The organism is Citreicella sp. C3M06 (assembly GCF_018860705.1).
Lineage (GTDB): Bacteria > Pseudomonadota > Alphaproteobacteria > Rhodobacterales > Rhodobacteraceae > Salipiger.
Genome location: NZ_JAHKQA010000072.1, coordinates 247924 through 260659 on the forward strand (window position 1 = coordinate 247924; position 12736 = coordinate 260659).

The 12736-nt window shown below is 64.1% G+C and carries 10 protein-coding genes; all 10 read left to right on the plus strand.

All coding sequences use genetic code 11. From position 1 onward, the window contains the following. Positions 1–18: 18 nt before the first annotated feature. The 10 genes from dusB to hflX all read left to right on the plus strand — a co-directional run bounded on the left by dusB (position 19) and on the right by hflX (position 12697). Positions 19–1023 (plus strand): tRNA dihydrouridine synthase DusB, encoded by a 1005-nt coding sequence (gene dusB, locus KO516_RS16075; protein ID WP_216004797.1) that lies wholly within the window; start codon positions 19–21, stop codon positions 1021–1023. After that, the gene (locus KO516_RS16080) at positions 1020–2105 is read left to right on the plus strand and encodes a nitrogen regulation protein NR(II) (protein WP_216004798.1); all 1086 of its coding nucleotides are present in this window, start codon (positions 1020–1022) and stop codon (positions 2103–2105) included. The genes dusB and KO516_RS16080 overlap by 4 nt, the downstream gene beginning before the upstream one ends. Next, entirely contained in the window at positions 2106–3479 is a 1374-nt protein-coding gene (locus KO516_RS16085) for a response regulator (RefSeq protein ID WP_216004799.1), read from the plus strand. Positions 3480–3726: 247 nt separating this feature from the next. Further along, on the plus strand, positions 3727–5958 hold the full coding sequence (locus KO516_RS16090) for a PAS domain-containing sensor histidine kinase (RefSeq protein WP_216004800.1): 2232 nt from the start codon (positions 3727–3729) through the stop codon (positions 5956–5958). Continuing rightward, positions 5955–7373, plus strand: a complete 1419-nt coding sequence (locus KO516_RS16095) for a sigma-54 dependent transcriptional regulator (protein ID WP_216004801.1) — start codon at positions 5955–5957, stop codon at positions 7371–7373. The genes KO516_RS16090 and KO516_RS16095 overlap by 4 nt, the downstream gene beginning before the upstream one ends. Before the next feature lie 2 nt (positions 7374–7375). Further along, positions 7376–7969, plus strand: a complete 594-nt coding sequence (locus KO516_RS16100) for a hypothetical protein (RefSeq protein ID WP_216004802.1) — start codon at positions 7376–7378, stop codon at positions 7967–7969. 165 nt (positions 7970–8134) lie between these two features. Next, positions 8135–9511 carry a Trk system potassium transporter TrkA gene (gene trkA / locus KO516_RS16105; RefSeq protein WP_216004803.1) on the plus strand — a complete coding sequence of 459 codons (1377 nt, stop codon included), beginning with the start codon at positions 8135–8137 and terminating at the stop codon, positions 9509–9511. A 3-nt stretch (positions 9512–9514) separates the two neighbouring features. After that, entirely contained in the window at positions 9515–11029 is a 1515-nt protein-coding gene (locus KO516_RS16110) for a TrkH family potassium uptake protein (protein WP_216004804.1), read from the plus strand. 157 nt (positions 11030–11186) lie between these two features. Beyond that, the gene (gene hfq / locus KO516_RS16115; RefSeq protein ID WP_076703775.1) at positions 11187–11426 is read left to right on the plus strand and encodes an RNA chaperone Hfq; all 240 of its coding nucleotides are present in this window, start codon (positions 11187–11189) and stop codon (positions 11424–11426) included. A gap of 17 nt (positions 11427–11443) precedes the next feature. Beyond that, complete coding sequence (gene hflX, locus KO516_RS16120; protein WP_216004942.1) at positions 11444–12697, plus strand: GTPase HflX; 1254 nt, start codon at positions 11444–11446, stop codon at positions 12695–12697. The last annotated feature ends 39 nt before the right edge of the window (positions 12698–12736 follow it).

A 12736-nucleotide genomic window follows, 5' to 3' on the forward strand; every position in this document is an offset into this window, starting at 1 on the left:
TGCACAAGGAATAGGCGCTTGACTTTGTCTCTGGGTGACCTCTCGATCACTCCCCCGGTTCTGCTGGCTCCGCTTGCGGGGATCACCGATTTGCCATTCCGCTCCTTGGTGTCACGATGGGGCGCGGGGCTGGTCGTCTCCGAGATGATCGCCTCGGGTGAGTTTCTCACCGCCCGCCCCGGCACGCGCGAGAAGGCCGAGCTTGGGGCCGGGGTCGCCAACACCTCGGTACAGATCGCCGGGCGTGCGCCGGGCCCGATGGCCGAGGCAGCGCGTATGGTCGCCGACATGGGCGCACGGGTCATCGACATCAACATGGGCTGCCCGGCCAAGAAGGTGACGGGGGGCTATTCCGGGTCGGCGCTGATGCGCGATCCCGACCATGCGCTGCGCCTGATCGACGCGGTGGTGTCGGCAAGCGATGTGCCGGTGACGCTCAAGACCCGGCTGGGCTGGGATGACGGCCTGCGCAACGCCGCCGAACTGGCGCGCCGGGCCGAGGGCGCGGGCGTGCAGATGATCGTCATTCACGGGCGCACCCGCTGTCAGTTCTACAAGGGGGCCGCCGATTGGGCTGCGATCCGCGAGGTGGTCGAGGCCGTATCTATTCCGGTGATCGCCAATGGCGACATCATCAATGCGCAGACCGCGCGTGAGGCGCTGCGCCTGTCTGGCGCCGCTGGCGTGATGGTCGGGCGCGGGGCGCAGGGGGCGCCGTGGCGGCTGGCTGAAATCGCCCACGCGCTTTACGGCACGCCCGCGCCGCAAGTGCCGCAAGGCGCTGCGCTGACGCAAATCGTAAAGGAGCATTACGACGAGATGATCCGGTTCTACGGCATCGACCTTGGTGTAAGGGTCGCCCGCAAGCATCTTGGCTGGTACATGGACGCCGCCGGAACACCGCCCGATCTGCGCCGCCGTGTGCTGACCGAGCGCACCCCATCCGAAGTTTGCGTGCTGCTGGACGACGCGCTGGACGCGGCCGCACACCTTCAGGCCTCTGACAAGGCAGTGGCGGCATGAACAGCGAACTTCAGATGCAGCTGTGGTCCTCGCTGCCGGTGCCCGCGATCCTGCTCGACGCCGAAGAGCGCATCGCCGACATGAATCCCGCCGCCGAGGGCTTTCTCAACAATTCCGCCAAATGGCTGGTCGGGCAGCCGATCTGGGACCGGCTTGCCGTCGATGCGCCGCTGGAAGAAAGCCTTGCCCGCGCCCGTCTCCATGGCACGCCGCTGTTCGTCAACGATGTTGATGTCGGCACCGGCAATCGCCCACCGCTGGTGTGCAATCTTCAGATCGCACCGGTGCAGGGCTATCCCGGCTGGTTCATCATGCTGATTTCGCCGCGCGAATTGGCGGGGCGCATGACCCAGAGCCATTCGGTGAAATCCGCCGCGAAATCCGCCATCGGCATGGCCGAAATGCTGGCGCATGAGATCAAGAACCCGCTCGCCGGAATCTCGGGTGCGGCGCAGCTGCTGTCGATGTCGCTAACCAAGGACGATCTGGAACTGACCGATCTGATCGTTGCCGAGACCCGCCGCATCGTGAAGCTGCTCGAACAGGTCGAGCAGTTCGGCAATCTCTCTGCGCCGGAAAAGAAGCCGGTCAACATTCACGACGTGCTCGATCGCGCCCGCCGCTCGACCCAACTGGGTGTCGGCGGCCATATGAAATTCATCGAGGATTTCGACCCCTCGCTGCCCGCCACCTATGGCGATCCGGACCAGCTGCTTCAGGTCGTGCTGAACCTGCTCAAGAATGCCGCCGAGGCCGCCGATCCACAGTCGGGTGGCGTGATCCGGCTGCGCACCTTCTACGAGCACAGTTTCCGCACCCGCAGGGCTGACGGCACCGCGCAGAGGCTGCCGCTTCAGGTCGAGGTCATCGACGACGGCCCCGGCCTCCCGGACGACATCCGGGGCGATGTGTTCGATCCCTTCGTGTCGGGCAAGGAAAACGGCACGGGGCTCGGCCTCGCGCTGGTGAGCAAGATCATCTCGGATCACGACGGCTGGATTTCCGTGGATTCGGTTCCTGGCCGCACGGTTTTCAGGATTTCACTTCCCCGCGCACCGCGCGAGACAGAGGAGAACAGGTAAATGGACGGCACCGTACTCGTTGCAGACGACGACCGCACCATTCGCACGGTCCTGACACAGGCGCTGACCCGTGCCGGGTGCAAGGTTCACGCGACCAGCTCGCTGACAACGCTGATGCGCTGGGTCGGCGAGGGCAAGGGCGACGTGGTGATTTCCGACGTGGTCATGCCCGATGGCAACGGGCTGGAGATGTTGCCCAAGATCCATCAGGACCGGCCCGAGCTGCCGGTCATCGTGATCTCGGCGCAGAACACCATCATGACGGCGATTCAGGCCGCCGAGGCCGAAGCTTACGACTACCTGCCCAAGCCCTTCGATCTGCCCGATCTGATGAAGCGCACCGCCAAGGCGCTCGACAACCGCAATCGCACGCCCAAGCGCGAAGACGTGGCGACGATCGGCGCCGATGCGCCCGACGAGCTGCCGCTGGTCGGCAAGACCCCTGCGATGCAGGCGCTCTACCGGCTGGTCGCGCGGGTGATGAACACCGATCTTCCGGTGCTGATCTCGGGCGAAAGCGGCACTGGAAAATCGCTGATCGCCCGGGCGATTCACGATTTTTCGGATCGGCGCACGCTGCCGTTCATCACGGTGACCGGCGCCGATCTGTCGGATCTAGAAGGCCCGGCGCGGGTGCTGGCGCGGGTCAAGGGCGGCACGCTGCTGATTGACGAGATCACCGATATTCCCGACGAGATTCAGGCCCGCGTGGTGCGGATGATGGATATTCCGGGCGAACATGTGCCGCGCTTCATGGCCACCTCGCAGGGCGATCTGAGTCAGGCGATGGAAGAGGGCCGGGTGCGGCAGGATCTGTATTACCGGCTGTCCGGGGCAACGATCAACGTGCCCAGCCTGCGCGAGCGGGTCGAAGATATCGCGCTGTTGACCGATCACTTCCTCGCCCGCGCCGAGCGCGACGGCGCGCCCAAGCGCTGGCTGTCGCGCGATGCCTCTGAGCTGTTCCGCGCCTATAGCTGGCCCGGAAACGTGCGCCAGCTGGAAAACTCGGTGCGTCGGCTGTCGCTGACCAGCCGCGCAGAAGAGATCAGCCGCTCCGAGGTCGAGGCGGTGCTGGGCAACCAGCCCGACACCGGCCCGATCCTGCGCGGCGGCGATGCGGAAAAATTGGGCACCTCGGTGGCGCGGCATTTGCGGCGTTATTTCGATCTGCACGGCAACATGCTGCCGCCGCCGGGGCTCTACACCCGCATCCTCAAGGAGGTCGAAGCGCCCCTGATCGAGATCGCACTTGAAGCGACGGGTGGCAATCAGGCCAAATGCGCCGATCTGCTTGGAATCAACCGAAATACCCTGCGAAAGAAGATCACCGATCTCGATATTCGCGTGACACGACGGCGCAAACTGATGTAAAAGGATCACATAGATGTGGCCGCGCCGCAGCGCTGGCCGGGGTTTCCCCAAGCTTATCCACAGGGGCCCCGTCCGGGCTGGGTGACAGAAGCCACAGTATATGGCGGTTCGCTGCCCGCGATCTCCGATGCCGATCAGGCTGAGGCGGACTGGGCAGCACATTAGGCGAGGGTACTCTGTGGCCATCCGGGCACGGAAATCAGTAGCTCATGGCATGACCTGGGCGCGCATTCAGCGACTCCGTCGGATGCGCAGGGTGCAGAATGTCGCGACGCTCGGGCTTGTCCTTCTGGGGCCAGTGCTGGCGTTTGCAACCTTCATGGTGCTCGGGCCGCTTGGGGCGGCCAACAGCACGGAGCTGAGCCTCAAGCTCATCTTGCTGGCCGATCTGGTCTATGTGTTGCTGTTGGCGACGCTGGTGCTAGGGCGGCTGGCAAAGATGATCGCAGAGCGGCGCGCGCAATCCGCCGGATCGCGGCTGCACCTGCGCCTGACGGGCGTGTTCGCGCTGATGGCGCTGCTGCCGACGGTCACGGTTGCTGTGTTTGCGGTGCTCACCATCAACATCGGCCTTGAAACGTGGTTTTCCAAGCGGGTTCAAAACGTTGTCGGCGCCTCTTTGGCCGCTGCCGAAGCCTATGAGCTGGAGCAGAAAAAGGGGCTGAGCGAAGACGTCATCGCGCTGGGAAATTTCGTCGATGCCGCGCGTCGGGCCAATTTTGCCTTTGATGACGGGGATATCCGGCAGATTCTTCAACAAGGGCAGGGGCAGATCCAGCGCGGCCTGCGCGAGGCCTATGTCATTGACGGCGCGGGCACCATCCGTGCGCGCGGCGAACGCAGCTATCTGTTCGACTACGAACAACCGACCGTCGCGCAGCTGGCGCTTGCCGACCGCGAAGGCGTGGTGCTGATCCCGGACTGGGAAAACCACGAACTGCGCGCGCTGGTGCCGCTTCAGGCCTTTGCCGACCGCTATCTTTCGGTCTCACGCACGGTTGATGGCAACCTTCTGAACTTGTTGGACGAAACGCAGGAAACCGCCAAATTCTATCAGCAGCAGGAAACCGAACGGGGCCGTCGCCTTTTCGATTTTGCGTTGCTTTACCTTGGCTTCGCGGTGCTTCTTATCCTTGCGGCGACCTGGCTTGGCCTGTGGTTTGCCGAACGGCTCGCCCGCCCCGTGGGGCGGCTCGCGGGCGCGGCGCAACGGGTCGGCGCGGGCGATCTCGATGTGCAGGTCATCGAAGATGAGGGCGATGACGAAATCTCGATGCTGGGCCGCTATTTCAACCAGATGACGCGCCAGCTGAAGGGCCAGCGCGAGGCTCTGCTGGAAAACACCCGGCAGATCGAACGGCGCCAGCGGTTGTTCGATTCCGTGCTCGGTTCGGTGACCTCGGGCGTGGTCGGGCTGGATGACGCAGGGCGGGTGACCTTTGTGAACCGCTCGGCCAAGCGCCTGCTGGGCTGGCAGGAGACCAAATCCGAGGTGCCAATCGTCGTGGCCGTGCCGGAATTCGGCGCGCTCTTCCACAAACTGCAGTCAAGCGGCCATGAAACGGTGACCGAAGAGCTGAAGGTCAGCCGGGAGGGCCATCTGGAACATCTGCTGGTGCGCATGTCGGTGCGCCGGCACGCCGACGGCGCGCTTGAAGGCTACGTGGTTGCCTTTGACGACGTGACCGATCTGGTCAGTGCGCAGCGCATGGCGGCATGGGGCGACGTGGCGCGGCGTATTGCGCATGAGATCAAGAACCCGCTGACCCCGATCCGCCTGTCCGCTGAGCGCATCCAGCGCAAGTTTGGGCGACAACTGGTTGGTGAAGATGCGGAAAAGCTGGCCCAGATGACCGAGGTCATCGTCCGCCAGACCGAAGATCTGCGCCGCATCGTCGATGAATTCTCGAAATTCGCACGGATGCCCGCGCCCGAGCGCAAGCCTGAAGATGTGGTCGCGATCCTGCGTGGGGCGGCGCTTTTGCAGGAAACCGGCCAGCCCGGTGTGCGCTTTGTTATCGATCTTCCCGATACCCCGATGTTGGCCGAGCTCGATTCCACGATGATTGGTCAGGCGCTGACCAACATTATCAAGAACGCCGGAGAAGCCATTGAAACGCTGAAGGAAAATGGCGAACCAGAGGGCTACACCCCGGAAATCCGCATTCAGCTGGCCCAAGAGGCAGAGCGCGCCCTGATCAAGGTCAGCGACAATGGCATCGGGCTTCCCGAAGACCGTGCGCGGCTGTTCGAACCCTACGTGACCACCCGCGACAAGGGCACCGGCCTTGGCCTGCCCATTGTGAAGAAGATCATCGAGGAACACGGCGGCAGCCTGTCTCTCGAAGATGCGGCGCGCTTTGACGGGGCGAGCCATACCGGTGCCATGGCGGTGATCCGCCTGCCGCTCGGGCTCGGGCCAGGGCGCGCGGCCAACAACAAGCAGACGGTGACTTCCGAATTGGAGAGGCAGACATGAGCGACATTCTTATCGTCGATGACGAGCGCGACATTCGCGAATTGATCGGGGACATTCTCGAGGACGAAGGCTACAGCACCCGTCTTGCGGCAAACTCCACCGATGCGATGAACGAGGTCAATGCCGAGCCGCCCGGCCTGATGATTCTGGATATCTGGCTGAAGGACAGCAAGATGGACGGGATCGACATTCTCAAGACAGTCAAGCGCGACAATCCCGACATCCCGATCATCATCATCTCGGGGCATGGCAACATCGAGATCGCCGTCGCCGCGATCAAGCAGGGCGCTTACGATTTCATCGAAAAGCCGTTCAATATCGACCAGCTGCTGGTGGTGATCCGGCGCGCCATGGAAACCTCGCGCCTGCGCCGCGAGAACCAGAAGCTGCGCCGGCGTGAAACCGAAGTCTCGGAAATGATCGGCGACAGCGCCGGGTTCCGCGGGCTGGTCAGCCAGCTCGACAAGGTGACGCGCTCGAACGGGCGGGTGATGCTGACCGGCCCCGCGGGTAGCGGCAAAGAGGTCGCGGCGCGCTACATCCACGCCCATTCCAGCCGCGCCTCGGCCCCGTTCGTGACGGTAAACTGCGCCGGCGTCGCGCCCGATACCATGGAAGAGGTGCTGTTCGGCCGCGAAACCCCCGAACGCGGCATCGAGCCGGGGCTGCTGGAACAGGCCCACGGCGGCGTGCTCTATTTCGACGAGGTCGCCGACATGCCGCTTGGCACCCAATCCAAAATCCTGCGGGTTCTGGTTGATCAGAGCTTTGCCCGCGTTGGCGGACAGGACAAGGTGCGCGTCGATTTGCGGGTGATCTCGTCGACCAACCGCGACCTTGTCGAAGAGATCGATCGCGGAAACTTCCGTCAGGAACTCTACCATCGCCTGAACGTGGTGCCGATTGCCGTGCCCTCGCTGGCCGAACGGCGCGAGGATATCCCGCTGCTGGCCCGCCACTTCATCGACAGCTTCAACAAGGCGCAGGGGCTGCCGAAACGCGCCCTGTCCGATGACGCCGTGGCGCTGCTGCAGACGATGATCTGGCCCGGCAATGTGCGCCAGCTCAAGAACCTTGTCGAACGGGTGCTGATCCTTGGCGATGGCGCTGGCCCGATCGAGGCGCGCGAGCTGCCGCAAGACGCCCCGCTTGGCGATGACGAGGAAGGCCGGGTGGTGCTGTCGGGCACGCTCGCCACGCTGCCGCTGCGCGAAGCCCGCGAGGCGTTCGAGCGCGAATACCTGCTCACCCAGATCAACCGATTCGGCGGCAATATCTCGCGCACCGCCGCCTTTGTCGGCATGGAGCGCTCGGCGCTGCACCGCAAGCTCAAGTCGCTTGGCGTGGTCACCGGGCCGAAATCCGGTGGTCGCCTCGCCTATGTCGACGAGGATCAGGCGCAAAAGGCAGGCTGACGGTGAAAGCGATCGTTGTGGCAGGCCTTGCGCTTGCCCTGAGCGGTTGCGGGCATACCCCCGCGCCGCCGCAAAAGATGCAGCTCGCAGCCAGCAAAGACAGCCTCGACGCGCAGGTGACACAGCTCACCGAGGCGCTTCTGGCGCTTGGCCCGCAGGTCGATCCAGCCGAAGCAGCCCGCGCCGCTGACATCGCGGTCCGGCAACCGCTCGATTGGGCGCGCGCCTGGCGGGTGGAAGACTCCCCGCTAGTGCATAATTTCAAGGTGGTGAACGGGTTTCGCGACAAGGGCGTCTGTCAGGATTGGGCCGATGCGTTGGAAATCGCACTGACTGCCGCGCACTTACGAACGCTCGATCTGCACCGCGCCATCGGCAACGGGCGCGGCATAACGCTAGAACACGCCACCGTGGTCATCACCGCAAAGGGCCAGCCGTGGGAGCAGGGGCTGATCCTCGATCCTTGGCGCGTCGGTCAGGGGCGCCTCTGGTGGGCAAAGGTTGCAGACGATCCCAGCTACAAATGGGAAAGCCGCGAAAGCTGGCGCGCCTGGCGCAAGACGTGGCAAACCCGCAGCACTGCGCCCTTCGGATAACGCGCCGCGCCCGTCTTCATCTTGCCCCTAAACTCCGGGGAGCGCGAGGGGCTGGCCCCTCGCTGGCGCAACATCCCAACACGGCGCTGCGATGACGGGTGGGCACAGCGTTGACCCCCCGCACATCCCGTGCCATGCCGGAACACGAAGCAACGGGGACTTGGCATGAAAGTCATCATCTGCGGCGCGGGTCAGGTCGGCTGGCAGATCGCCCGCCACCTGTCCGGAGAGCGCAACGACGTCACTGTCGTCGACAGCAATCCCGATCTCGTACGCCGCGCCACCGATACGCTCGACGTGCAGGGCATCGCCGGTTTTGCCTCCTACCCGGATGTGCTTGAAAAGGCCGGGGCGCGCGATGCCGACATGATCATCGCGGCAACCTATTCCGACGAGGTCAACATGGTGACCTGTCAAGTTGCCCATTCGGTCTTTGCCATTCCGCGCAAGGTGGCGCGCCTGCGGGCGCAATCGTATCTGACGGCGATCTATTCGGATCTCTACCGGCGCGACCACATGCCGATCGACGTGGTCATTTCTCCGGAAAAAGAGGTCGCCGAAGCCGCGCAGCAGCGACTCGAAGCGCCCGCGGCGTTTGATACCGAACGGTTTCTCGATGGCGGCGCGCATCTGCTTGGCCTGACCATCGAAGCCGACTGCCCGATCGTGAACACGCCGCTGCGCCAGCTTTCCGACCTGTTCTCGACCCTGCGCGCGGTAGTGGTCGGCATCCGCCGCGATGGCACTCTGTTTGCGCCCGAGCCGCGCGACCAGATCTTCGCGGGCGATTCCTGTTATATCATCAGCCACAAAGACGACATTCACCGCACGCTGGAAATCTTTGGCAAGTCTCAGAAAAAGCAGGAACGCGTGGTGATCATCGGCGGCGGCAACGTGGGGCTTGCCGTGGCAAGCGCGCTTGAAAAGCGCACCGACCGCATCCGCGCCAAGGTCATCGAACGCGACCGGCCCCGCGCCGAACGCGCTGCTGACGCGCTTGAGCGCACCATCGTCCTGCATGGCGATGGGCTTGACGCCGGGCTGCTGACCGAAGCGGGGATCGAGCGCGCCGATGCCGTTTTGTGCGTGACCGCAGACGACAAGACCAACATGCTGGCCGCGGTGCGCGCCAAGGCGGCGGGCTGCCCCTATGCCATTGCACTGGTCAACGATCCGACGCTGATTCCGCTGATGGAACCGCTGGGCGTCGATGCCTTCATCAACCCGCGCGCCACCACCGTCAGCTCGATCCTGCGCCACATCCGGCACGGGCGGGTGCGGTCGGTCTATTCCATCGGAGACGCCGAGGCCGAGGTGATCGAGGCCGAGGTGCTGTCGACCTCGTCTCTGGCCGGCAAGCAGATCCGCGAGATCGACTTTCCCGAAGGCGTGCTCGTCGGCGCGGTCTGCAAGGATGACAAGGTGGTCAAGCTCACCGGTGAGCTGCGCATCGAAGATGGCGACCGGGTGGTGATCTTTGCCCTGTCCAAGGACGTGGCGCAGGTTGAGAAGCTGCTCCAGGTCTCGATCGATTTTTTCTGAGCCATGGCAGCGCTTTACAGATTGCCATTGCTGTTGCTGCTGACCGGGCTGTCCAGCGCTTCGATGATCCTGCCCGCCGCCGTGGCGCTGGCGGAACAGGAATTTCACGACGCGCGCAGTTTCTTTTATGCCGGGATCGTGGGGATGGTGCTGACGGCGCTGACCGGCATCGCCATGTCGAACCGGCGCTACAACCGCACCGCCTCGCGCCAGCTGTTCGCGCTGCTGCTGGCCTTCGTACTGTTGCCGGCGTTGTTCGCCGTGCCCTTCCACGAAGCGGTGCGCACCACGACCTTTCTGAACGCCTTCTTCGAAATGGTGTCGAGCTTCACCACCACCGGCGCAACGCTGTTCGATCCGACGCGGCTGTCCTCGGCCGAGCATCTGTGGCGGGCGCAGGTCGGCTGGATGGGCGGGCTGCTGATGTGGGTCGCTGCCGCCGCGATCCTTGCGCCGCTGACACTGGGCGGGTTCGAGATCACCGCCCGCGGCGAGCCGGGGCAAAGCGTCGATGCTGGCGCTGCGCAGCGCGACATGTCGGACCCGGCGCAGCGGCTGATCGTCTCGGCGCGCCACCTCGTGCCGATCTACAGCGGGCTGACGCTGGCGCTGTGGATCATGCTGATGATGGCCGGAGACCCGCCTTTGATCGCCGCAAGCCACGCCATGTCGACGCTATCGACCTCTGGCATTTCGCCGGTGGGCGGGCCGGTCGGGTCCAGTGCGGGTCTGGCGGGCGAAATGATCCTGTTCTGCTTCCTGTTCTTTGCACTGTCGCGGCTGACCTTTTCCAGTGACACCGGCGCTGCCTTCCGGCCCGGCCTGCGCGAGGACCCTGAATTCCGTCTTGGCATCGTCATTTCGGCGCTGGTGCCACTGGCGCTGTTCCTGCGGCACTGGATCGCCTCGTTCGACATCGGCACCGAAAGCAACCTCACTCAGGGGCTCGGCGCGCTGTGGGGCGGGGTGTTCACCGCGCTGTCCTTCTTGTCGACCACCGGCTTTGTCAGCAAGCAATGGGTCGCGGCGCAGGGCTGGTCGGGGCTGCCGACGCCGGGGCTGATCCTGATGGGGCTTGCCATCGTCGGCGGTGGCGTTGCGACCACTGCGGGCGGGGTCAAGCTGCTGCGGATCTATGCGCTGTATCTGGCCGGAAAGCGCGAACTGGAACGTCTGGTGCACCCGCATTCCATCGGGCGAAACGGGGCGCTGGCCCGCAGGATGCGGCGGCAGGGCGCGTTCATCGCATGGGTGTTCTTCATGCTCTTTGCCATGTCCGTCGCGGTGTTTTCGCTGATCTTTTCGATCTTCAACATCGATTTCGAAAACGCCATGGTGCTGACCATCGCCGGTCTGACCAATTGCGGCCCGCTTATCCCCTTTGCCGCCGAAGTGCCGGTAAACCTTGCGCAACTCAACGACGGGGCCAAACTGGTCCTGGGCGGCGTGATGGTTCTGGGGCGGCTGGAACTAATGGCGATCATCGTCTTGCTGACGCCGGATCTCTGGCGCGACTGAATCTCGTTGCCTCGTGGTTGGGCGCAGGGCGACAGATGGTGCCGCATCGCGCAGTCACCGTTTGTTTTTGCACTGGAAGTTCCCACTCGCACGCGACATACTCGCCCGTACGAGGGATGGAAGCTCCGCCACAAGGGGCAGAAAAAAAGGCAATTTAATGGCTTCGGATAGGCAAAACCTGCAGGACGCGTTTCTGAATCACGTCCGCAAGACCAAGGTTCCAGTGACTGTGTTTCTGATTAACGGTGTCAAGCTGCAGGGAGTCATCACCTGGTTCGACAACTTCTGTGTGCTTCTGCGCCGTGATGGGCAGTCGCAGCTGGTCTACAAGCACGCGATTTCAACGATCATGCCGTCGCAGCCGATCAACCTTTATGACGGCGACGGCAGCGATTGAAAGAGCACGACACGCATGTGACCCGCGCCTGGGTTCTGCATCCCGATATTCGCTACGACCGTGACCGGCGTGACGCCGACATGGCGCTTGAAGAAGTCGTTGCTCTTGCCGGCGCGCTTCCCAATCTCGAGGTCGTGGGCTCGACCGTCGTGCCGCTGCGCGACCCGCATCCGGGGATGCTGTTCGGCTCGGGGAAGGTCGAGGAACTGCGCGGCCTGATCGAAGCGGCCGAGGTAGAGCTGGTGCTGGTCGATGGCCCGGTGTCGCCGGTGCAGCAGCGCAATCTTGAAAAGCAGTGGAAGGTCAAGCTTCTGGACCGCACCGGGCTGATCCTCGAGATCTTTTCCGATCGTGCGGCCACCCGCGAAGGCGTGCTTCAGGTCGAGATGGCGGCGCTGAGCTATCAGCGCACCCGGCTGGTGCGGGCCTGGACCCACCTTGAACGTCAGCGCGGCGGGCTTGGCTTTGTCGGCGGCCCCGGTGAAACCCAGATCGAGGCCGACCGGCGCGCCATTGACGAGCAACTCGTGCGGCTGCGCCGTCAGCTCGAACGGGTGGTGAAAACCCGCGAGCTGCATCGTAAGGCCCGCGCCAAGGTGCCTTATCCGATCGTTGCGCTGGTGGGCTATACCAACGCTGGCAAATCGACGCTGTTCAACCGGCTCACCGGGGCCGAGGTGCTGGCGAAGGACATGCTGTTCGCCACGCTCGATCCGACCATGCGGGCGGTGCGCCTGCCAACGGGCATCGACATCATTCTGTCCGACACCGTCGGGTTCATCTCGGATCTGCCGACCGAGCTGGTCGCCGCTTTCCGCGCCACGCTCGAAGAGGTGCTGGCCGCCGACATTATCCTGCATGTGCGCGATATTTCCCATCCCAACAGCGCCGAACAGGCGCGCGATGTCGATCAGATCCTGTCCTCGCTTGGCGTGCCCGAAGATGTGCCGCTGCTTGAGGTCTGGAACAAGACAGACCGTCTCGACCCCGAGGCGCGGGACGCGATGATGCTGCGGGCCGAGCGCGACGAGGGCATCTTTGCCACCTCGGCGATCACCGGAGACGGGCTGGACATGCTGCTGCGCTCGGTCACCGACCGGTTGCAGGGCGAGAGCATCGACGAAGAACTGCGGCTTGGCTTCGACGCTGGCAAGCGCCGGGCGTGGCTGTTCGAAAAGGGCGTGGTGCAATCCGAGACACAGGATGACGACGGCTACCTGCTGCAACTGCGCTGGAGCGCCAAGGACCGCGCCCAGTTCGAAACGCTCTGAGACGCTGCTATCGGGCAGGCGCTGGTTGAGACGAGCGTC